At 62.2% G+C, this 22,710-nt stretch carries 18 protein-coding genes; 6 read left to right on the top strand and 12 right to left on the bottom strand.

The window, feature by feature from the left end:
* Positions 1 to 575 (top strand): IS110 family transposase (locus tag HMPREF1219_RS00470; protein WP_016457022.1); only part of this gene is annotated, 575 nt, incomplete at its 5' end.
* 326 nt (positions 576 to 901) lie between these two features.
* Here HMPREF1219_RS00470 and HMPREF1219_RS00465 read toward each other — a convergent pair.
* Complete coding sequence (locus HMPREF1219_RS00465) at positions 902 to 2,377, bottom strand: C4-dicarboxylate transporter DctA (RefSeq protein ID WP_016457021.1); 1,476 nt, start codon at positions 2,375 to 2,377, stop codon at positions 902 to 904.
* 168 nt (positions 2,378 to 2,545) lie between these two features.
* On the opposite strand from HMPREF1219_RS00465, the gene HMPREF1219_RS00460 reads away from it, so the two are divergent.
* From HMPREF1219_RS00460 to HMPREF1219_RS00450, 3 genes are all read left to right on the top strand, one after another.
* On the top strand, positions 2,546 to 4,183 hold the full coding sequence (locus HMPREF1219_RS00460) for a peptide chain release factor 3 (RefSeq protein WP_016457020.1): 1,638 nt from the start codon (positions 2,546 to 2,548) through the stop codon (positions 4,181 to 4,183).
* A 130-nt stretch (positions 4,184 to 4,313) separates the two neighbouring features.
* Entirely contained in the window at positions 4,314 to 4,910 is a 597-nt protein-coding gene (locus HMPREF1219_RS00455) for a TetR/AcrR family transcriptional regulator (RefSeq protein ID WP_016457019.1), read from the top strand.
* Positions 4,911 to 4,930: 20 nt separating this feature from the next.
* A complete protein-coding gene (locus HMPREF1219_RS00450) occupies positions 4,931 to 6,022 on the top strand; it encodes a DUF6882 domain-containing protein (RefSeq protein ID WP_016457018.1) in 1,092 nt (363 codons plus the stop codon).
* A 318-nt stretch (positions 6,023 to 6,340) separates the two neighbouring features.
* Here HMPREF1219_RS00450 and HMPREF1219_RS00445 read toward each other — a convergent pair whose 3' ends face one another.
* The 8 genes from HMPREF1219_RS00445 to HMPREF1219_RS00410 form a co-directional block, all read right to left on the bottom strand.
* Entirely contained in the window at positions 6,341 to 7,312 is a 972-nt protein-coding gene (locus tag HMPREF1219_RS00445) for a hypothetical protein (RefSeq protein WP_016457017.1), read from the bottom strand.
* A gap of 319 nt (positions 7,313 to 7,631) precedes the next feature.
* On the bottom strand, positions 7,632 to 8,690 hold the full coding sequence (locus HMPREF1219_RS00440) for a 3-hydroxyisobutyryl-CoA hydrolase (RefSeq protein WP_016457016.1): 1,059 nt from the start codon (positions 8,688 to 8,690) through the stop codon (positions 7,632 to 7,634).
* 63 nt (positions 8,691 to 8,753) lie between these two features.
* Positions 8,754 to 9,077, bottom strand: coding sequence for a putative quinol monooxygenase (locus tag HMPREF1219_RS00435; protein WP_016457015.1), 324 nt, complete (start codon positions 9,075 to 9,077; stop codon positions 8,754 to 8,756).
* A 99-nt stretch (positions 9,078 to 9,176) separates the two neighbouring features.
* On the bottom strand, positions 9,177 to 10,976 hold the full coding sequence (locus HMPREF1219_RS00430) for an ABC-F family ATP-binding cassette domain-containing protein (protein WP_016457014.1): 1,800 nt from the start codon (positions 10,974 to 10,976) through the stop codon (positions 9,177 to 9,179).
* A gap of 38 nt (positions 10,977 to 11,014) precedes the next feature.
* A complete protein-coding gene (locus HMPREF1219_RS00425; protein ID WP_016457013.1) occupies positions 11,015 to 11,905 on the bottom strand; it encodes a 4-(cytidine 5'-diphospho)-2-C-methyl-D-erythritol kinase in 891 nt (296 codons plus the stop codon).
* Positions 11,899 to 12,756, bottom strand: coding sequence for a 16S rRNA (adenine(1518)-N(6)/adenine(1519)-N(6))-dimethyltransferase RsmA (gene rsmA / locus HMPREF1219_RS00420; protein ID WP_016457012.1), 858 nt, complete (start codon positions 12,754 to 12,756; stop codon positions 11,899 to 11,901). Before rsmA ends, HMPREF1219_RS00425 begins: the two co-directional genes overlap by 7 nt.
* Before the next feature lie 65 nt (positions 12,757 to 12,821).
* A complete protein-coding gene (locus HMPREF1219_RS00415; RefSeq protein WP_016457011.1) occupies positions 12,822 to 14,042 on the bottom strand; it encodes a resuscitation-promoting factor in 1,221 nt (406 codons plus the stop codon).
* A 328-nt stretch (positions 14,043 to 14,370) separates the two neighbouring features.
* Positions 14,371 to 15,222 (bottom strand): TatD family hydrolase, encoded by an 852-nt coding sequence (locus tag HMPREF1219_RS00410; protein WP_040426681.1) that lies wholly within the window; start codon positions 15,220 to 15,222, stop codon positions 14,371 to 14,373.
* Here HMPREF1219_RS00410 and HMPREF1219_RS00405 point away from each other — a divergent pair.
* The gene (locus HMPREF1219_RS00405) at positions 15,221 to 15,865 is read left to right on the top strand and encodes a GNAT family N-acetyltransferase (protein ID WP_156823182.1); all 645 of its coding nucleotides are present in this window, start codon (positions 15,221 to 15,223) and stop codon (positions 15,863 to 15,865) included. The genes HMPREF1219_RS00410 and HMPREF1219_RS00405 overlap by 2 nt on opposite strands.
* A gap of 280 nt (positions 15,866 to 16,145) precedes the next feature.
* On the opposite strand, the gene metG is transcribed toward HMPREF1219_RS00405, so the two are convergent.
* The 3 genes from metG to rsmI all read right to left on the bottom strand — a co-directional run bounded on the left by metG (position 16,146) and on the right by rsmI (position 21,144).
* Complete coding sequence (metG, locus tag HMPREF1219_RS00400; RefSeq protein WP_016457008.1) at positions 16,146 to 17,972, bottom strand: methionine--tRNA ligase; 1,827 nt, start codon at positions 17,970 to 17,972, stop codon at positions 16,146 to 16,148.
* Between the two features lie 267 nt (positions 17,973 to 18,239).
* The gene (locus HMPREF1219_RS00395; RefSeq protein WP_016457007.1) at positions 18,240 to 19,967 is read right to left on the bottom strand and encodes a BCCT family transporter; all 1,728 of its coding nucleotides are present in this window, start codon (positions 19,965 to 19,967) and stop codon (positions 18,240 to 18,242) included.
* 289 nt (positions 19,968 to 20,256) lie between these two features.
* Complete coding sequence (gene rsmI / locus HMPREF1219_RS00390) at positions 20,257 to 21,144, bottom strand: 16S rRNA (cytidine(1402)-2'-O)-methyltransferase (protein ID WP_016457006.1); 888 nt, start codon at positions 21,142 to 21,144, stop codon at positions 20,257 to 20,259.
* A gap of 24 nt (positions 21,145 to 21,168) precedes the next feature.
* Between rsmI and HMPREF1219_RS00385 the strand changes: the two genes are divergently transcribed.
* Positions 21,169 to 22,689, top strand: coding sequence for a dolichyl-phosphate-mannose--protein mannosyltransferase (locus HMPREF1219_RS00385; RefSeq protein ID WP_016457005.1), 1,521 nt, complete (start codon positions 21,169 to 21,171; stop codon positions 22,687 to 22,689).
* The last annotated feature ends 21 nt before the right edge of the window (positions 22,690 to 22,710 follow it).

The following is a 22,710-nucleotide window of genomic DNA, read 5'->3' as shown; positions in this document are numbered from 1 at the left end:
GAAACCCCGAGAAAATCATCGATGGCCTGCTGGATGCCATCAAGAATCAAACCGTCGTCATCCCTGGATCTGAATATGTCGAACTCGGTGTCGCCATGTCCGCCACTGATGCCTTGGCAAAGCTTGACCACCGAAAAGTCATCGAAGAAGAGGTATGCGCCCTCATTGAGGACATCCCCCACACCCACATCCTCTTGTCTATGCCCGGCATCGGCCCGAAAACCGCAGCCCAGATCCTCATGACCGTCGGCGACTTCTCGGACTTCAAGACAGCTTCCCACATGGCCTCATACGCAGGGTTATGTCCTCAGACCAACCAGTCAGGCACATCCATCAACACGAAATCACCGAACAGGGCGGGAAACAAGAAACTAAAGAACGCCCTATGGCAATCCTCATTTTCAGCGATCAGATACCACGAGCGTTCACGCCAATACTACGAGCGGAAGCGTAAAGAAGGCAAGAGACACAACGCCGCAGTCGTAGCCCTAGCAAGAAGACGCCTCACCGTCTTGTTCACCATGATGGCAAATCACAGCCTCTACCAAGAACCAGAAGAGCAGAAAATAGCCTAGCCGGCTAGGCACCACCCCAGCCGATTGGCAATACGCCAATCGGCTCCTAGGCGTACCCAAAAACAACCCCACATCGAACGTCACCCCCATCCAATTACCCCCTCAGGTTGACGAACTATATAGGAACACCCCCCCAAGGGTGTCACACAAGCCTTTCACAGACACCCCCAAACGGGAGCAACCCAAAACGGGCTTCGACGTCAGGACCAGGACATCGAAGCCCGTTTCACATACCCCCACAAATCTGCCACACCCCGTGCCGGTGAGAGGGTACAACGCCAAAGAAGCCGGGTACCCCAGCGGGTACCCGGCCGTAGCGCGTGAGTTTATAAGACTGTCTGGTTCTCGTAGTGCTTGAGGTTCACCTGAGGCGTTGGTGCCAGCGTGTGGGTTGCCGGGTTTTCTACGTCCGGTTTGCGCATGTCCACACGGGAATCCTCGTCCGTCTCCTTGTAAGGAATCTTGCCGGTAAGAACGTCGTGAACGCGGTCGAGATCAGCGGTACCGGTCCACTTGCCCACGAGGATTGTTGCCACCGCGTTACCGGAGAAGTTGGTGAGGGCACGGGCCTCGGACATGAACTTATCAATGCCCAGCAGCACCGGCACGCCGGAGAGCAGCTGCGGCGAGTGGGACTGCAAGCCGGCCGACAAAACGGCGATGCCGGCGCCGGAGACACCGGCTGCACCCTTGGAGGCGATGATCATGAACACGAGGAGCCCAATCTGTTCATCCAGCGACAGCGGCATGTGCATCGCGTCGGAGATGAAGATGGCGCTCATGGTGAGGTAGATGGCTGTGCCGTCCAGGTTGAAGGAGTAGCCGGTGGGGACCACGATGCCAACAGTGGACCGCTCGACGCCCACGTGCTCCATCTTGCGCATGAGGTTTGGCAGAGCCGACTCGGAGGAGCTTGTCGCCACGATGAGCAGGTACTCGTGGGCGAGGTATTTGGCCAGACGGAAAATGTTTTGCCGTGTGAATACCCACAACACGAATCCCAGCACGACGAAGATGAAGAGGAAGCACGTGATGTAGAAGGCGAGCATGAGGATCGCCAGCTGCTTGACGGCGTTGAGACCGGTGGAACCAACAACGCCAGCCATGGCGCCAAAGGCGCCGACAGGCGCGAGCCACAGGATCATGGTCAACAGCTTGAAGATGACCTTTTGCAGGTGCCCCACGAAGTTGAGGATGGGCTGGCCTGCCTGCCCCATGGACTGGACGGCGAAGCCGAACATGAGGGCGATAAACAGCACCTGCAGCACCGACCCGGAGGTGAACGCAGAGAAGAAGGTATCAGGGATGATGTCAGAGATCATCTTCCACATTCCGCCGCCAGTATCGTCGGCTGCCTTAGCGGCGGCTGCGGCTGCGGCCTCCTCGCTTGGCTCGATCTTCATCCCGGAGCCCGGCTCAATGATGTTGCCCACCACGAGTCCCACGGCAAGCGCCAGGGTGGACATGGTGATGAAGTAGATGAGTGCGAGCCCACCAGCTTTGCCCACGCTGGCGGCGGCGCGCACGGAGCCAATCCCCAGCACGATGGTGCAAAAGATAATGGGCGGGATAATCATGGTGATGAGCTTGACAAACAGCGTGCCAAGCGGCTTGAACATGACGGCCACACCGGGGGCGGCAATACCGAGGATGATACCGCCGACCACGGCGACGATCACGCCGATATACAGCCAGTGCGTCCTATCTTTCGGAGGTTGTTTTTCCTTCGGGATCTGCGGAGAATCGGACACGTAGTCCTCAATGTCCACCTTGTGTGAATCCGCCTGAGATTGTTGGGTCATCAGGGTCCTTTCTGCATGATTTTATTGCTTAATTGTAACCACCATCACACCTTAAAATTCATTTTTTTCTCCGGTTACCCCCCATTTTCTTACCTTCGGTTCCGAAGCCTGTCACCGTGTCCACCGCGATTCTGTCCGTCCGCACACCGCCGGGTAGCCTTAAACGTTATGAATCAATCCATCCTTTCTCAGGCCTCACGCCGCCGCACGTTCGCCGTTATCGCGCACCCCGATGCCGGTAAATCGACGCTCACCGAGGCGCTTGCCCTGCATGCTCACGTCATCGCCGAGGCCGGCGCGGTCCACGGTAAAGCCGGGCGCAAGGCGACGGTGAGCGACTGGATGGACATGGAGAAGGACCGTGGAATTTCCATCGCCTCCTCGGCGCTGCAGTTTGAGTACAAACCCGAGGGCCACGAGGGCGAGCCCTACATGATCAACCTCGTAGATACCCCCGGCCACGCCGATTTCTCCGAGGACACCTACCGCGTTCTCACCGCCGTCGATGCCGCCGTCATGCTTATCGACGGCGCCAAGGGCCTCGAGCCGCAGACCCTCAAGCTGTTTCGAGTGTGCAAGGCCCGGGGGTTGCCTATCATCACCGTGGTGAACAAGTGGGACCGCCCCGGTAAGGAACCACTCGAGCTTGTCGACGAGATCGTGAGCGAGATCGGGCTCCAACCCACGCCCCTCTTCTGGCCCGTAGGGGAAGCCGGCAACTTCAAGGGACTGGCCAAACTCTCACTCGAGGGCGAGCCGGAGGAATACATTCACTTCCTGCGCACCGCCGGTGGCTCCACCATCGCACCCGAGGAGCACTACGCCCCGGAGGAGGCGGGCGAGAAGGAACCGGAGGATTGGGCGCGCGCGGTTGAGGAGACGGAACTCCTCGCCATGGATGGTGCCGTGCACGACGAGGAGCTGTTCCTCGACTGCGTCACCTCGCCGATGATTTTCGCCTCGGCGATGCTCAACTTCGGCGTGCACCAGATCCTCGATACCCTGTGTGCGCTGGCTCCCCGCCCGCACTCGAGGCAGGGGGACCTGAAAGCCGTGGAGGAGTCAACCACCGCCATCGACAGCGCCCGCGAGGTGGACGACGAGTTCTCCGGCGTGGTGTTCAAGGTACAGGCGGGCATGGACAAGAAACACCGCGACACGCTTGCCTTCATGCGGGTGGTCTCCGGCGAGTTCGACCGCGGAATGCAGGTCACACACGCGCAGTCTGGGCGCACCTTCTCCACCAAATACGCGCTTACCGTCTTTGGCCGTTCCCGCGAGACCGTTGAATCGGCGTTCCCCGGCGACATCGTGGGCCTGGTCAACGCGGGGTCGCTGGCCCCGGGCGACACTATTTACTCCGGCAGGAAGGTACAGTTCCCGCCGATGCCGCAGTTCGCGCCTGAGCACTTCTGCACCCTGCGGGCGAAATCGCTGGGCAAATACAAGCAGTTCCGCAAGGGGCTCGAGCAGCTCGATTCCGAGGGCGTGGTGCAGATCCTCCGCAACGATGCCCGCGGCGATGCCAACCCGGTCATGGCGGCCGTTGGCCCCATGCAGTTCGAGGTTATGCAGGCGCGGATGGAAAACGAGTACAACGTGGAGACGGTGACGGAGCCGGTTCCCTATTCCGTGGCGCGCAAGACCACCGAAGAAACGGCTGAGGAACTGCGCAAGCAGCGTGGTGTGGAGATCTTCACGCGGTCGGACGGCGAGCTCATCGCGCTGTTTGGGGATAAGTGGCGCCTCCAGTTCATTGAAAAGGAACACCCCGAGTTCACCCTCGAGACGCTCGTGGCAGACTAAACCTGAGACTAGGCAAAGAAACAGTTTAATTCAATTAATTGAGGTATTTTCCTTTCCATTTGGAAAATACCCCTCTTCTATGCCCTGGGGTTTACCTATCTAGTTTTGCAAGGTAGAGTTTGGTATTATTATGAACGGTTTGAGAGAGTCCAAGAAAGCGGCCACAAAGGAACTCATCGCCGAGTGCGCCGTGAAGATTACCCTTTCCGAAGGAATCGATAAGCTGACCGTCGCCCGGATTACCGCCGATGCAAACGTGTCTCCACGGACTTTCCACAACTATTTCCCCACTCGTGATTCAGCTCTCCGCTGGTACCTTGACACTCACCTAGAGGTGCTCAAGGAGCGTGTCGTCGAGCATGTTCACCGCGAGGAATCCATCCTCACCGCCTTCGAATCCATTATCATTGAGGGGCTCAAATCTGATCCATACTCCCCCGATTCCCTCCTCTCGCTGTATCACCTGGCGCGAATCATGGAAAACGTCGAGCTCGGGTCCGTGACTAAGCTGTGGTCCGATAAACTCGCTGATGGCCTCAATAAGGTGGAGCCGATGACGGATCTCTCGGAGTTCGAGTGCTACACAATCGTCAATCTCGCCGCAGAGGCAGGACTCAAAGCCACCGGTTACCAGTACCCGCACCAGCCCAAGGAGTCGGTGGTAAAGAATGTGCGGTGGACATTCGATCTCCTTCGCAACGGCGTGGACGCAACATTCCATACGTAGCGGTTCGCTACCATAGTCGGGTGAGCACCATCGAACCGCACGAGTACCAGCCTCAGCAACCCGTGGCGCGGGTGGGCGTCGACAAGTTGCCACTGCCCCGTACCCTGGGCGAGGTGATTGCCGACGGCATCATCACCCGCGTAGGCTCCACAGTCCCCACAACCGATGTCACGTCGGTCCAGCTGGGGACAGATGAAAACACCGTTCGGATCGTAACCAGCCGGGGCACGCAGGATTTTGACGCGCTCGTCCTGGCAACCATCGATGGCGCCACGATGCGCTGGGTCGCCCCCGAGGTCACTGAGCGTGGGCTCGGGATCCCGGAGCTCACCACCACTGAACCGCAGCCGTTGCGTGACGAGCTGTTCACCGCAGCGTGCGCACTGTTCAACGCAGGACCCGTCGTTCTCATCCCCCGCGCCGCCACGCAGCCGGCCCGCGGCGTGTGGAAGCGTGTCGGCTCCCTCCTCAGCAGGTGGACAACCGAGGAGCCCGAACCAGGTGCCGAATGCGTGGCCGTGCTGGTCAACGGCACGCGCCTGCCTCCCCGTGAGGCGATCCTGGCGGCCAGTACTTTCCTCATCAACAAGCCGAATCTGGCGCGACGCGCGCTGGCGACGTACTTGCACCGCAACCCCGCGCGCATTGAGCTTCACGTGCATCCGCACGGTCACCTGGTGGGAATCGGTGACGCGGACCTTGACTCCCTCACGGCGAAGGCCGCCCCCGCCTCGGCGGCCGCGCAGGCGTCTCTCGTGCGCGCGATGGGCAACACCCCTCCGCGGTTGTCAGACGACATGGCTACCGTCGCGTTTCCCAACGCCGCAACGGCCCGCTGCGTGCCCGTCGCCACGGTGACGGCTGGCACGTGGACGTGGGCGTGGGCGGACGGCACACTTCCTCGGTCCGCGGCGTTCAAGTTGCGGCAGTTTGGGGAGCGCAACGGGATTTTCCCGCTCGCCGCCACCCACCTGGCCAAGTCCGTGGCCGATGATCTCAAGCTCACGGAGGTGGCGAAGGCAATCTTCGGTCTTCCCGGTCACGCCTGGGTTCCGCTCACCGACACAACCTCGGTGCTTGTTTTGTTCCATCCCCTGGACGCCGGGCTGTAGCCCCCAACCCAGGCGGGCTGAGGGGCCCCAATCAAGGTCTGCCCGGGTCTCTGTTCCTCCCGGCTTCAGGTCGCCCCGGCTTCAGGTCGCCCCAGCTTCAGGTCTGCTTCAACTCCAGAGCTCTGTCTCGCCTCAGGTTGTGGCTTGTCGACGATCAATGCCCGCAAGCCGTGTGCCGGGAACCATCCCCGTGCTACCCCGCCAAGATCCGGGCTTCAGCCCCTCACGAGCCATTGCGCAAGGTAGCAAAATTAAAAATCCCCGCCACACCAGGTCGCGATCGACCTGACGGACGGGGATGCGGAGCAAGTACAGCCCTTACTGCACCACAGTCGCGGGGATGTTGCCCTTGCTCATCTGGCGGTAGACAAGCGCGCGACCGATCATAACGGGCCCCTGTACTAGGGGAAGCAGAATACCGAAGGAAACCGCACCGATCACCAGCGTGATCAGCCCAGCAACAATCTCAAAGCCGAGAACATTGGCGTAGTTCTTCAGGCCGTCGTTGAATCCACCGGAGATGGAGCCGCCGATACCTGCGCGGTGGTCTGCCGCGTAGTAGGTCCAGTATTCCAGCAGCGGGGCGAGAAGCACCCCGATAATGACAACGACGATGATGGAGAGGCCAAAGCCGCCCCACGGCAACTGGCCCAGGAGCTCAAACACCTTCGATGCTGCAGCAGGGTCGTCCGGCGCGTACCCATCGAGCGAGTCCCAATCCAGGGTGATCAACTTGTTGAGGAATCCCCTGGTGGTAGGCAGAAGGAAGAAAATTCCGACGGAGATGAAAGTACCGATGAGCCCACTGATGATGGACACGACGATAATCTGCAGCCACGCCACATCCTTGGGGAACTCACCAAAGGGGAGCTTCACGCGGTCGACCGACTTCACGGCACCCGTCAGCAAGATGCAGGCGAAAACAACCGAGAGGATGCCGGAGATCGAGCCACCAATCAGCTGGCCTGTGGGCGTGCGGATAGCTACCGATACAGCGAAGGAAACAGCAAAAGTGATGAGCATCCAGCCGATCCACGGAAGGAAGTTCTTGAAGAACCGCGAGAAGCCGAATCCGATCGCACCGACTGGGGTCACCTGACCGTTGGACTGCACCATTTCCTCATCCGGCTCGGTGTACGTAAACGGCTGGTAGCCGGGTTCGCCCTCGAACTGCGGATACGGCTGGTAGCTAGCGCCTGACGCAGACCGGTCCCCTGGAGTGTCAAACCCCTCAGGGATGCGGTCACCATCAAGCGGTGACTGACCAAACGGATCGTTGCTGTTCGTCATAGCTCCTTCTTTCTATCTATCGATCCCCTCGTGGGGGAAGCCAAGCCCGGGACCGCCATGGTCTGAAGCGCCAACACACCGGCGCTTGAGCGTGATCGCTCAAGGCCTGAGCGTGGTCCGCTCATTTCTGAGCGTGGTCGCTCGTGCGTGCGCAGCGTGGAATCACGGGGTTTAGTTCTCACGGGCTTTACGCGGTTCCCACAATACTGTTCAACAGCCACGGGGAACCAGGAAAAATAGCAAACGTAATAAAATCGTTACTGAAGTCGCATTTTGCTCACAGGACTTTCCGGGAGATCACACGAATCGTCAGCGTCCTTTACGCGACACCCGTGCGGGCAAGCGCCTCCAGGTACAGGGCGGGATCGACATCGTCGGTGCTCGCCGGGGCAAACGAGGCAGCCCGGTCCTTATCCACCAGCACCGCGCGCACGCCCTCGGCAAAGTTGGGCTCACGCCGCAGCAGGGCTCCCACCGCGAACTCGTTATCGAGCGCATCCCGAATGTCATCCACCTGCTCGTTAGCGGTGTACAAGGCGGTAGCGGCCACGAGCGAGGCGGGATTCGCGTTGGACTGCAAGTCCCGCACGTAATCGACAAACTCGGCGTCACCGTGTGAAGACAAGGCGTTGTCGATGTCCTTCCACGTCGCGCCGGAGAAACACGCCTCGATGCTGTCGATCATTCCCGCGACACGCGAGGTACCCGCGGCGGAATTGTCCACAAACTTTTCCCGCGCCTCATCGAGCGATTCGGAAATCATCATGTCCGCAAAGGCATCGATATCGGTGGAGTGGACGAAGTCAGTGGCCAGCCCACTCCACAAACAATCCGCAGGTGTCATCCGGTAACCCGTGAGGCCGATGAACTTCGCCAGCGCGGGGCTTGGACCGTACTCCCCGCGCATCCGCTGCGTCATGTAGGTGACCCCGGTGTCCGGGACGAAACCGATCGCCATCTCTGGCATGCTCATCCACGCTCGCTCGGTGACCACGCGGTGCGAACCGTGGACGGAAACCCCCAGCCCGCCGCCCATGTTGAGGCCGTCGATAAGCGCCACCACGGGCTTGGCGTAGCAGGCCAGGAGTTCGTTCATGTCGTACTCGCGGGCCAGGCCGTAATCGCCAAAATCATGATCGCCCCGCACCGCGTGCTCGCGGACGAGCTTCATATCGCCGCCCGCACAGAAAGCCCGCGATGAGGTGGAACGGATGATCACCCGGTGGATGCGGTCATCACCGGCCCACCGCTCCAACACGCTGTCCAACGTTTCAAACATGTCCACGTTGAGGGAGTTGAGGGCCTGCGGGCGGTTGAGTTCAATGACACCCGTGGTGTGCCTCGTGGTGGCAAGAACGAAGTCTGTGTAGGTCTCCATAGGAACCAGTGTGGCACAAAAAATCCGGTCACCGCCGCCGCGGCAACCGGAGTTTCTGTTTTATTACTTCACCTGGAATTCGGCCATCTCGTCCCACTCCGTCTTCCCCGGAATGAGGGTGTTGATGATCGTCGGGGTTTCTACCAGGTACTGCGGGATATCGTCGCAGGCCTTGACAAAGTGATCGGACTTCACGTGTGGCTCGGCCGCATCGTCCTTGAATCCTTCAACGAGAATGTACACGTCGTCCTCGTCCGTGGAGCGGAACCACTCGAAGAAGAGGTTGCCGTCCTCAGCGAGGGTGGCCTCCGTGAAGTCGTTGACGAGCTCGCGGAAGTTGTCCTTGTATTCGGGCTTCACCTTATATTTCACGTTGATCAAAATCATGACACCAGGGTAACGAGGTTTACCGATCTTCGCTATCCACTGCGACCATGATGCCTCAGCATTTAGGCGTTTTTATGGGGTTGAGCTCGGCGAACGTGCCTAGTCCAACTTCTCTCCCAGCGTGAGCCACTCCTCCTCCAGCTCGTCCTTTTCGCCCACGAGCTCGTTGCGCCTCTCCGCAAGGCTGATGACGGCCTCGGTATCCGCCTTCTCACTGGCCTCGGCGAGCTGCGCGTCAACCTTGGAAAGCTGCGCGTCGAGCTTGGAGATTTTTCGCTCCAGCGAGCTCATCTTCTTGGATACGGCGTGGAACTCCGCGCCGCTGAGCTTGTCATCGTGTTCCACCTCGGTGGCGGTGGGAGCGGCCCTGTTTTTCTGGCTAGAGTCATCCGCCCGCGAAGCTGCCTTGCGCCGTGACAGGTACTCCTCGATGCCGCCGGGGAGGTTGGTGAGCTTGCTGTCGCCAAAGAGCGCCCACGTGGAATCGGCGATCCGCTCGATGAGGTAGCGATCGTGCGAGACGACGATGAGGGTTCCCGCCCACGAATCGAGGATATCCTCAAGCTCCTGGAGGGTGTCGATGTCGAGATCGTTGGTGGGCTCGTCGAGGATGAGCATGTTCGGCTCGTCCATGAGCACGCGGGTGAGCTGGAGCCTGCGCCGCTCGCCACCGGAAAGATCGCGCACTGGCGTGCGCTGCCGTTTCGGGGTGAAACCGAGGCGCTCGGCGAGCTGGGAGGCGGAGATTTCCTTCTTCCCCAGCGTGATGTAGTTCTTCACCGCCTCGATGGAATCAATGACCTGCTGGTTCTCGTCGAGATCGTCGAGCTCCTGCTTGAGCCACCCGATGTGGGTGGTCTTGCCCTCGACGCGCTTGCCTGCCGCCAGCGGGCGCTCGCCGGCGAGCGCTTTGAGCAGCGTCGTCTTGCCGCTGCCGTTGACGCCGACGAGGCCGATGCGCTCCCCCGGCGCGAGCCTCCACGTCAGGTGATCGACGAGTGTCCGGCCGTCGGGGGTAGTGACGGTGGCATCCTCCAGCTCGACAACAACTTTGCCCTGGCGGCGCTGGGCAAAGCTCATGAGCTCGACGGAGTCGCGCGGCGGCGGCACGTTCTTGATGAGTGCCTCGGCCGCCTCGATGCGGTAGCGAGGCTTGGACGTGCGGGCGGGCGCGCCGCGACGCAACCAGGCGAGCTCCTTCCTTGCCAGATTCTGGCGCCGCTGCTCGTTCGCGTCGGTCTGGCGGGCGCGCTCGGCGCGGGCGAACGTCCAATCGTTGTAGCCGCCCTCGTACACGTCGACACGCCCATCGTGAACCTCCCACGTGTGGTTGGCGACGGTATCGAGGAACCAGCGATCGTGGGTGACAACAACGAGCGCCATGTCTGTGGAGAGGAGGTAGCGGGCGAGCCACTCGACGCCTTCCACATCGAGGTGGTTGGTGGGCTCGTCGAGGATGAGCACATCGAGGTCGCGGACGAGCGCTGCTGCAAGCGACGTGCGGCGCTTCTCGCCACCGGACAACTCGCGCACCGGGGTGTCGAGCCCGAGCGCCGTGATGCCGAGGCCATCGAGCACGGTGCGGATCCGGGCGTTGGAGGCCCATTCGTGTGTTTCGAGGCCGAGCGGGCCGACGACGTTATCGGCTATGGAGGCGTCGTCGTCGAGGTTGGGAGTCTGTGTCACCACAGCCAGACGGAGGTCCTGCATGTGGCTTACGCGCCCGGAGTCGGGCGCGAGCTCGCCGGAGAGGATGTTAATGAGCGTGGATTTTCCGCCACCGTTGAGCCCCACGACGCCGACGCGGTCACCGGAATTAAGCCCGAGGGAGACTCCATCGAGGAGAGTTTTCAGCCCAAAGGACTGCGAGACTTTTTCCACGTTGATGAGGTTGACCATGCTTCTTCCTAGTCGTGTTGAGCTGTGTGCGCTTCGTATTAGTCGCGGGCGTTTGAGGCCACGCGGGCGCCGGGCGACGGGGTGGTGGTGATGACGGTATCGAGGCAGGTTCTCCCGTGCTTGAGTGCCTCCGCCACAGTGCGGGCTTCGCTTTCTCCCGCGCACAGGAAAGCGGTGGTGGGACCGGAACCGCTGACGATCCCGCGCAGGGCACCCGCGTCCTCCCCGGCGCGCAGCGTCTGCTCGAGCTCGGGACGAAGTGTGAGCGCCGCCTGCTGGAGCCGGTTGAAGAGCAGCGGTGCCAGCTCCGCGGCGGTCGCTCCGGCGGACAGCGCCTCGGTGAGCGGGGTGACGCTCTTTTGGTCGCTCCATGCGTGGGCGCGATCGTGCTCGCGGAACACGGCGGGGGTGGATAGGCCCTCCCGTTGGGTGGCAAACACCCACCACAGCGCGCCTGGGGAGGTAAGCGGAGTGAGCACCTCCCCCCTGCCGGAGCCCAACATGGTTCCTCCATGGAGGACGAAGTTGATATCGGAGCCGAGGCTCGCCGCAATCGCGTCGAGCTCCTCCACCGTCAGCGGCTCATCGCGCAGCTGGTTGCAGGCGACCAGGGCCGCGGCCGCGTCGGCGGAACCACCCGCCATCCCGCCGGCGGTGGGGATCGCCTTGGTGATGTGCAGGTGCACAGGAACCTGAGGCAGAACCTTCTCCGCCACCTGCCACACGAGGTTGGAGCTGTCGGTGGGAACGTCCTCGGCACCGCGGCCATCCACAGTGATGCGCATTGTGGACGCTGTCTCAACGGTGACCGTCTCCCGCAGGGCTGTCGCCTGAAACACGGTGGTGAGCTCGTGATAGCCGTCCGGGCGGGGTCCCGCAGTTTCCAGGAACAGGTTGACCTTGCCGGGGGCGGTTGCTGTGACTAGCACCTGGCCTCCTTTGCGATGCGGACGAACTCCTCCACACCGAGTTTTTCTCCCCGCTGTTTGGGGTCGATTCCCGCCGCGGTGAGGATCTCCTCGGCGCGGGACGCGCCGCCGAAGAACCGACCGAGAGCCGCGCGGAGAGTTTTGCGGCGCTGGGCGAAGGCGGCGTCGACAAGCGGGAAGAGCTCCTCGAGTGAGATCCCCCACGGGCTTACCTCAAAGCACTCGATGCGCACGAGCCCCGAGGAGACATTGGGGGCGGGCCAAAAGACGTGTTTGCCCACCGTGCCAGCCTTGGACACCGTGCCAAAGTAGCTCGCCTTGACACTGGGCACGCCGTAGATCTTCGTGCCGGGCGAGGCGGCGAGGCGGTCCGCTACCTCCTCCTGCACCATGACCAGCACCCGGCGGATCGTGGGAAGCGTGCGCAGCGCGTGGATGAGGACGGGCACGGCGACGTTGTATGGCAGGTTGGCGACGAGCGCGGTGGGCGAATCGGCGAAATCGTCCGGGCTGACCGTCAGGGCATCCTTGTTCACCACGGTCAGCCGATCGGCCACGGCCCCGGCACGGTCGGCCACGGTGAGCGGGAGCTGGTGTGCCAGGCGCGAATCGATCTCCACCGCGGTGACGGAACCGACGGTGCCAAGAAGTCCGAGGGTGAGCGAGCCCAGGCCGGGGCCAACCTCAACGACGTGGTCTGACTCCCCCACGCCGGCGGCGCCCACGATCATCCGCACGGTGTTCGGATCGTGGAGGAAGTTCTGCCCCAGCTTTTTCGTGGGAACAATGTCCAGGTGTGAAGCCAGGTCACGGATCTCGGCGGGGCCCAGCAGGCGCGGTGAATCGTTCATATCGATTCACATCGTAGCGCTATACCGGGGACCCGGGCTAGCCGCACGCATACAACCGGAGGGAACTAGCGGATCCCGAGCGAGGCGGTGCAGGCCGGCCACGCGCCCCAACCCTGTGCAGCCTGCACTTTCTGCGCGATTTCGATCTGCTGGTCACGGCTGGCCAGGTTGGCGGTGGGGGCGTACTGCCCGCCGCCGTAGGCGCTCCACGTGCCGGCGTTGAACTGCAGGCCACCGTAGTAGCCGTTGCCGGTGTTGATGGCCCAGTTGCCGCCGGATTCACACTGTGCGATGGAATCCCACACGGAGCCACTGGCGACCGCGGGGGCCGTCTTCGTTCCGCGAGCGATGACCGCGCCTGTGGACGGTGCGGTGATGGTCTCGTTCAGGACCTCGTTGGTTGCCTCGTGCCCGTTGACCGTGACGATCTTGCGCGTCACCGTTTTCCTGCCCGGCTTTGCGGGGGTGACCTCGGTTTCCTGCCCCTCGGGCGAGTTCGGATCCTCGGTGTAGGTGGGCTCGGCGGTGAATTCCTCGCTCGAGGTGACCTCTGTGGTAGTGATGCGGTCGATCTTGATGCTGCTCAGGCCCTTGGTGGGCGTGCCCAGCGACGGGGTGACCACGTCTTCGGCACCGAGGGTGATGCCACGGGCTTCCAACACATCCTGCACCGTGTCCGCGGCGATGGAATCGTACACGACGCTGCCGCCGTCATCGATGGAGACGATCTTGGGCGTGGTGACGGTGAGCTTGAGCCCGCTGACGGGGATGACCTCATCCGGGCTGGTGGAGATCTTGGCAGCCTTGGTGATGCCGGCCTTCTTCTGGCTCTCGTTGAAGTGCTGGATGAGCTCGTCCACCGTGAGCGCGTTGGAGGTGACCTCATGCTCGACGCCGTCGACGACGAGTGCCACCGGCTTGGCGGAGCGAACGGTGATGTGGGTGCCGTCGACAAGCTTGTCGGTGACCGAAGGAGACACGAGGTCTTGCGCGGTGGTCTCGTAACCGACGGACTTGAGCGCATCGCCCACGGAGGCGGACATGGTGGACAGCTCGGTGTTGGTGCCGTCGATGTCGAGGGTGACCGTCTTGGTATTCCCCACGGCAAAGACACCACCCGCAACGACGGTGGCGAGAACGCCGCCTGCGGCGATCTTCACCGGGCGGGCGTAGGACGAATCGTTGATCCGCTTACGCATCCTTGCCGCACGGTGTGATCCGTGGGAGGCAGTGTCCTCCGCAGAAGCCTGCGGGCCCAAGCCGTCGTGCCCAGCGTGTGCTGTCATCACAAAACCTTTCTCCGCCTCGAGTACCCCGTCTTCCTGCCGGCGACGTGTCGGCGGCTCACCGCCGCGCAGACGGTGGGCCATCGCTCACCGCCATCGGTTGCCAGGTCTTCCGGGGCACTACGCGCGCGATGACGGTTTCTCATCATCACACGCACGGTTACTTCTTAGTATGTTGTGCGCGTCGGCGGTGGCGCTGTTACCACGTGTGTGGCTGCACGGAGGCCGACACCTCACATGTTCAATGTAACAATAAGGTAACAAAACCGGATTGTCCAGTAGTTGTTCCCCACCTGTGACAACTGAATAATGGTGTGAAAACTGTGACTTATGAGCCTTGCGGGACGAGCCCGAAGACGCGCTCAAACGTTGCCGCCACGTGCTCCGCCAACTCCTCCGGCTCCTCACCGCGCGCCTTGGCCACGCACGCGTAGGTGTGACCGATGAGCGACGGCTCGTTCTTCCCGCCGCGGTACGGCTCCGGGGTCATGTACGGCGCGTCCGTCTCGATGAGGAGCTGGCCTGCGGGGGCGATGCGGGCGGCCTCACGCAGCTCCTCGTTGCGCTTGAACGTGACGTTGCCCGCAAAGCTAAGAATGTAGCCCCGCTCAAGCGCCTCTTCGGCCACGGCCAGCGGTGAGGAGAAGCAGTGCAGCTGCACGTAACGCGGCGCCGGGGAATCGGCGAGGATCCGCAGCAGGCCCTCATCGCCCTCGCGATTGTGGATCATGAGGGTCTTGCCGGCCTGCACCGCCAGGTCGATGTGGAAGCGCAGGGCCTCCTCCTGCTGCTCTTTGCTCGCCGTCGTCTCCGGCTCGTGCTCCAGCCAGTAGTAATCGAGGCCGGTCTCCCCCACGGCAACGCACCGCGGGTGCGCCACGAGCTCCGCAAGCCGCGTGCGGGTGGCGCTGTCGAGGTCCCCGGCGCGCGTCGGGTGAATCGCGCACGCCGCGTACACCGCCGGGTCCCACGTTGCCTGCTCAACCACTGCTTCGCTTTCTAACAGGTCGTCACCCACCGTGACCATTTTTTCCACCCCCGCGGCGTGCGCACGCTGCACAAACTCGGCCACCGCACGCGGGTCCCGCGCCCCACACGACCACAGGTGGGTGTGGGCATCAACGATTCCGGGGATCGGATCGTGCGGGACGGGAACGGGGCGGGGCTTCTTTCGCGACATGCCCCACACTGTACTCACCTGCTCCTTGCCCGCCGCTCATTGCGCCGGGTCACTTCCGCTTCGCCCGCCGCTCAACGCGCCGGGTTACCCTCTCGCCGTGCACGGCAATGGTCACCGCTGCGTGGCCGGTGTGCTAAAAATTGACACCATAAGAATCCGCCCCGCTGAACTTTCCGACGCTCCGGTGCTTACGGTCATCCGCAACTGGGCCGCCGACGAGACCGTTGCGCTTTTCGACGACTCCCACATCACCGCCACCGACCAGGCCGACTGGATCGCGAGTTCCCAAGAGCAGGGCTTCCCCATCATCGTTGCGGAAAACGAGGCGGGCACCGTGGTGGGTTACGCCTCCTGTGGCACGTACCGCGCCTATTCCGGTTACCGCCACACGGTGGAAAACTCCGTCTATGTTCTGCCCGGCAACCAGGGCCACGGGATCGGCACGGCGCTACTTTCCGCTGTGCTCGACCACGCCCGCACGAACCCCGCGGTGCACCGGGTGGTGGCGTGGATTGAGGCTGGCAACGCGGCCTCCATCGCCTTGCACGTAAAGTCCGGCTTCACTGTCAAAGGGACGCTAAGCGAGGCCGGTTGGAAGTTCGGGCGCTGGCTCGATGTCACCGTGCTAGAGCTCGCCGTTTAGCCTCCTCAGCCAGCACCTTCCCCGAGCCCCACACGCACCCGTCCCTGCCGGGCCCGCTCACTAATATCCCCACCTGGGCCCACGCCCAGGGCCCCCACCGAGCCGCACGCCCAGGGTCCCAGCACGTAAAAAGTGGGCACAACCGGCTCTTCACCGATTGCGCCCACCCGGTTTTCACTTCACTGGTGCCAGCAGGCAGCGCCCCGCAACCAACAGTGGCACGCACGGCCACGCACACAGCACCCAGTTGTACGGGTGGTTGTGGCTAGGCCGGGGTCCCTTACTGCACGGGAGCCCACTCGGGGCCGGTCTCCGCCAGCTTGGTATCCAGCTTCTGCACGATCGGCTTCGGCTTCTTCAAAGGAGTACCGGGAACCATCTCCGTACGCTTCCACGCAGCCTGCTGCCTGGTGTAATCACCCTGAATGGTGAGGTACAAGCGACCCTCAGGCGGCAAATCCACGCCCTTGAGCGGACGCTCAGAATCGTCGACAACCTCAACCACCTGCGGCTGCGCAGCCCACTCGCCGTCGCGGCCGAGGGTCTCGTGCACCGTCTGCGCGATGTGCGGAATGTAGGGCGTGAGCAGCGTGTTGCAGTCGCTCACCACCTGCAGGGCAACCCACAAGACGGTGGCGAGTCGCTCGCGCTGAGACTCGTCCTTGGCAAGCTTCCACGGCTCCATCTCCGCAATGTACGCGTTGGCTTCGCCCACCACGTGCATGGCGTGGTTAATGCCCTGCTTGAAGCGGGAATTCTCAAGGTGATCTCCCACCACGTCGTAGGCCTCAGCGGCAAGGGTGAGAAGCTTCTCATCCTCCGCGGTAAACGCACCCGGCTGGGGCACCTCACCGAAGTTCTTGTACGCCATGGAGACGGTGCGGTTGACCAGGTTACCCCACGAGTTTGCCAGCTCGTTGTTCACGCGACGGACGAACTCTTCCCACGTGAAGTCCGTATCATTCGTCTCCGGGCCAGCGACGGAAATGAAGTAACGCAGCGGGTCCGGCCCGAACTCCGCGAGGAAGTCCTTGACGTAGATGACGATCCCCTTGGAAGAGGAGAACTTAGACCCACTCATGGTGAGGTACTCGCTGGAGACTACCTCTGTGGGCAGGTTGAGCACGCCCAGCTCGTGGGGCTCACCGCCGTGGGCACCCTTGCCCGCGTAGCCGAGCAGCATGGACGGCCAAATCTGCGAGTGGAAGGTGATATTGTCCTTGCCCATGAAGTAGTACGAGCGCGTCTGCGGGTCATTCCAGAAATCCCGCCAGGCCTCCGGGTTACCCGAGCGGTGGGCCCACTCAATGGAGGCAGACAGGTAACCAACCACGGCATCGAACCACACGTACAGCTTCTTCGCGTGATCGTCCTGCCAGCCCTCCACCGGGATCGGTACACCCCAGTCAATGTCGCGGGAAATGGCACGCGGGCGGATATCCTCCAGCAGGTTGAGGGAGAACTTGAGCACGTTGGGGCGCCAGTCCTCACGGGTGCGCAGCCACTGGGCCAGCGCGTCGGCCACCGCCGGAAGGTCGAGCATGAAGTGTTCGGTCTCAATAAACTTCGGGGTTTCACCGTTGATCTTGGACACGGGATCAATGAGGTCCACGGGATCAAGCTGGTTGCCGCAGTTATCGCACTGGTCGCCGCGCGCACCGTCGGCGCCACAGATCGGACACGTGCCCTCGATGTAACGATCGGGAAGCGTGCGGCCCGTCGACGGCGAGATGGCCCCCATGGTCGTCTGCTTGATGAGGTAACCGTTCTTGTACAGGCCGTCGAAAAGCTCCTGAACAACCGCGTAGTGGTTGCGTGTGGTCGTGCGGGTGAACAGGTCGTAGGTGAGCCCCAGGCCGGCGAGGTCGTGCACGATCTGCTCGTTGTAGCGGGTGGCGAGCTCCTGAACGGTGGTGCCCTCCTTATCTGCCTGCACCAAAAGCGGAGTGCCGTGCTCGTCCGTACCGGAGACCATGAGCACCTTCTCGCCGCGCATTCGCTGGTAGCGGGCAAAAACATCGGAGGGCACACCGAACCCTGCCACATGACCAATATGACGCGGGCCGTTGGCGTACGGCCACGCTACGTTCACGAGCACATTATTCATGGTCTTTACCTTAGAGGATTGCCCTCCAGGACACGAACACGGAGCCCTGATAAGCCCCTCACGCGCCTGGCACCGGCACCACAACTATTCCACGCCTATGCGCCCAGCGCGGGGGAAGAAAAGGAGCACGCCGCCAGACCCGTGCGCAGGCGCAGGGGTCCAACACCACACCGAGCCCCCGCTTGCAAAGAGAAAAGCAGCCCGCCCACTGGGGACGAGCTGCTGTGAGAAGCACGGGCTAGCGCGAGGCAAGCCGCGCGGTTGCTGCTACTTCGATTGCCTGCTCACGCGACGTGGCTCCTGGCTGATCACGGTCTTAGTGCCACGCACCTTGGGCATGAGCGGGTTGTGCTGCGCGCGATGGATTCTGCGCTGCGCCTCGCGGTGCAGGCGGCGTTCCCGCGCCAGTGCCATGGCGAACTTCCGCTGCGACTTGATGTCCAGGTAGTTCGGATCGTTGGCCAGACCCTTGACGATCGCCGCCATGAGTCTGATGAGGACGAGGAGGAACGGGCTTGCGGCAATAATCGTCACGTTCTGCAGGTTGTTGAGCGCATCGTCGCCACCGGAGATGAGGAGCACGAGGCCAATCGCTGCGGTGAGCACACCCCACGTGGCAGTCACCCAGCGGTTCGCGTCAGACTGGCCGTTCTGGCTCATCGATCCCATGACGGTGGATGCGGAGTCGGCGGACGTGATGAAGAAGGTGGCTAGCAGCGCCATCGCGATAAGGCCGACGATGTTGCCCAGCGGCAGGGCGTGGAGGAGGTCAAACAGCTGCGATTCTGCTGCGCCGTCGCCCCAGATTGACTTGCCGATCTGCTCGAAGCGGATCGCGGTTCCACCGAAGATGCAGAACCACACGAGGGACACAGCGGCGGGGACAGCCATCACGCCGATGATGAACTCCCGCACGGTGCGACCACGCGAGATGCGGGCCAGGAACATCCCCACGAACGGGGACCAGGAAATCCACCATGCCCAGTAGAAGATGGTCCAACCAGACAGCCACTCGGCGGCATCCCCGCCGGCCGTGTTCGCCGTTCGGGCCGCCATTTCGAAGAATAAATCGAGGTAGCTGCCGAGCGCGAGCGGGATGGAGTTGAGAATCGCAATCGTGGGTCCAGCGACAAACACGAAGATGGCCAGCAGCCCGGCGAGCACCATGTTGGCGTTGGAAAGGTACTGGATGCCCTTACCCACGCCACTCATGGCGGACACGAGGAAGCACGCGGTGAGAGCCAAGACCACGATGAGCGTCACGGTCTTGTTGGGCTCTGCAATGATCCCCGACTTTTGCAGGCCAGCACCGATCTGGAGGGCGCCGAGGCCGAGGGAACAGGCGGTGCCGAATACGGTGGCGAAGATCGCCAGAATATCGATGATCTTCCCCAGCACGCCCTCGGCGGCCTTTTCGCCGATGAGCGGGATAAAGGCGGCGGAAAGGAGTTGCTTCTTGCCCCTGCGGAAAGTGATGTAGGCAATGGAAAGCCCGACGATGGCGTAGATGGCCCAGGGGTGGAGCGTCCAGTGGAACAGCGTGGATGCCATGGCCTGGCGCATATTCTCGGGATCATGGCCAGGAACGCCTTGGCGGAAGAACGTGAGCGGTTCCGTCGTGCCATAGAACATGAGACCAATGCCCATCCCGGCTGCGAACATCATCGCGATCCAGGAAGGGGTGGAGAACTCGGGCTGCTCATCATCCCGCCCGAGCTTGATACTGCCGAACTTGGAAAAGCCGATGGCCAGAGCAAACCCCACGAAGATTGTGGTGAAGAGGATGAAGGCCCAGCCGGAGTTCGCCACGATCCAGTCCAGTGTGGAGGTGGCAAAGTTAGCAAAGTTTTCGGGCGCGATGAGGCCCCAGCACACCACGGCGAGTACCGCGATACCGGCGGGAGCGATGACGCTCCAGTTGAGGGGGTGGTCTTCTTCTTCCTCCTCCAGCCCCATCGTGGTGGGCTCCTCGTAGGTGCCCTCGTGGCTGAGCATCGAGGCGAGCTCACTGGTTGCCGTCTTGTGTGTACCCTCGTTCGCTTCCGGTTGGACCGACGGGTTACCTCTTTCGTCTTCGTTGTGGTCTACGTGTTATTCCATACTTATAAGAGTGGGTGACCGAAGCCCCTCCCCCAAATTGAGAGGGGACAAGCATCGCGGGAGTGACCAGCACGTTTCCAGTTAGTTACCGTACCGTGATTTACATCACCACCGCTCAGATTACTAATAACAGTAGTTTATAACGAATTGGTAACTTTAGCTGTTTTTACGGCGCTCGAGGGGATTATTCCGAGTTGTTGCGGCGCACGAGGCACGCATCGTACAAAGCCTTGGAACTGACCTGATACTCGGCGGACAGGCGCTTGGCCGCCGTCTTGAGACGCTCACCCTCGTCTACCGCTTGAAGCACGAGGGGGACGATCTCCTCCACATCAAGCTCCCGCTCCGTTGCCGGTGCCCCCTCGATCACCACACTGATTTCGCCGCGCACTCCCTCGGCCGCCCACTGCGCCAACTCGCCCAGCGTCCCGCGCTTGACCTCCTCGTGCAGCTTTGTCAGTTCTCTGGCAACTGCCGCGCGCCGGTCCTTCCCCACGATCTCCGCCGCCAAAGCGAGGGTGGCTGCGAGACGATGAGGAGACTCGAAGAAACACGTGGCCCGCTTTTGGGTGGCTACTTCCTTCAGCCACTCGCGGCGCGCCCCATCCTTGCGCGGGGCAAAGCCGTCAAAGCAAAACGTTCCCACGTGGAGGCCGGACAGCGCGAGCGCCGTTGGCACAGCCGACGGCCCGGGGAAGCACGTCACCGGAATCCCCTCGTCCAGCGCCCGATCTACAAGCGGGAAGCCGGGATCGCTCACGCTCGGCATCCCGGCATCGGTGACTACCAGCACGTTTCCCGTTCTGGCGTGCGCAAGCAGGGTGTCCACACGGCTTTCCTCGTTGTGGTCAAAGTTGGAAATGATCTGCCCCGTGATCGTCACGCCGAGCGCATTCGCGAGCTGGCGCGTGCGTCGCGTGTCTTCCGCCGCCACCACATCGGCATGCTCCAGCGCGTACACAAGCCGCGGGGAGGCATCGCCGAGGTTCCCCAGCGGCGTTGCCGCGAGGATGATCCCGGTACGGGGCAGTGTGACGGAAGCTCGGTGTGTGCCGTTTAGCTCATTGTCCATATTCCATACCTTATAGTTAGGTGCGTGAGTACTGCAGTTGCCTCCGCCCCCCAGAGCCACGTTCGCCCCCGCGTCCCGCGGCGCCCCGAACCCCGGTTGCCGTGGACCTCGAAGGACTGGACAACGCTCGGGGTGCTCTCAGCCTTGGCGTTTCTCACCCGCTTCATCGGCTTGGGCTCGTCCACCGACGGGGGCACTCCCATCTTTGACGAGAAGCACTACGTACCCCAAGCGTGGGAGATCCTCCAAAGCTCCGGTTTCTTACAGCCCGGCATTGAGGCGAACCCCGGCTTCGGGCTGGTGGTTCACCCGCCGCTGTCCAAGCACATCATGGCGCTGAGCGAGGCCGTGTTTGGTTACTCCCCGTGGGGGTGGCGCACGATGGTCGCGCTGTTTGGGGTCGCAATGGTCGGTCTCCTGTACCTCATGGCTCGCGATGTTTCTTCTTCCCGCGTCACTGGTGCTTACGCTGGCATCCTTGGGCTTTTCGACGGAGTTTTGCTCGTCAGCAGCCGTTTCGGACTCCTCGATATTTTCCTGGCGGTGTTCAGCTTCGCCGCGCTCTACCTGCTGCTCCTTGACCACAAGCAGATGAATGGGCGGTTCTACGCGCTGTATGAAAGGGGCGAATTCGCTGCCGCGGGCCTCGGGCCCCGCTCGGGTTTCCGTTGGTGGCGCTTCGGTGCCGGTCTGTGCCTCGGCGCCGCCCTCTCCGTGAAGTGGAGCGGCCTATATTTCATGGCGTTTTTTGGCCTCTACGCAGTAGGCCTGGATTACCTGCGACGCAGGCGTTTCGGTGTGGAGCGTCCGCAGTGGGGGGCCCTGATAAAGGATGCCTTCCCGGCGTTCGCCTCCATCGTCATCCTCCCCGTCGCCTGCTATTTGTGGTCGTGGCGGTCATGGTTCGCCTCGGAAACGGGCGCCTACCGGCACGCGTACGAGGCGGGCGACTTTGAATCTTCGTTGCCTCTCCCACCTGCCCTGCTCAACTTCATTCACTACCATAAGGAAGTTCTCGAGTTCCACAGCTCGCTGACTACCTCCGGCGGCCACTCCCACCCCTGGGATTCCAAGCCGTGGTCGTGGCTTGTGGCATCGCGGCCGGTGTTGTATTCCTCCGGGAACTTTGATGATTGCTACACCGGCGGCTCGTGCAAATCGATGATCTACCTGTTTGGCACGCCGATTATCTGGTGGCTCATCGTGCCCGCCATCCTGTGGTGCGCGTGGACGCTCATCACCCGGAAGGACATGCGTTTTTCCATCCCGGTCATCGGGTTTGCCGCGGCCTTCCTCCCCTGGCTGTTGGTGTTTGACCGGCAGATGTACTTCTTCTACGCCGTGCCGATGATCCCGTTTGTTCTCGTCGGCTTCGCCCTCACACTCTCGCAGTTGGACCGCTGGCGCAGGTGGGGTCACGCGATTGTGACCGGGTACCTCACGCTCGTGGTGGCAAGCTTTGTGTGGTTTGGTCCCATCCTCTATGGGCTCGTCATCCCCAACGAGCTCTACGATTTCATGATGTTTCTTCCCAGCTGGCGGTAGGCTGGCCGCATGCGCCAGGCT

The sequence above is a fragment of the Corynebacterium pyruviciproducens ATCC BAA-1742 genome, assembly GCF_000411375.1.
GTDB classification, from domain to species: domain Bacteria; phylum Actinomycetota; class Actinomycetes; order Mycobacteriales; family Mycobacteriaceae; genus Corynebacterium; species Corynebacterium pyruviciproducens.
This window is presented reverse-complemented; position numbering and strand designations above follow the sequence as displayed.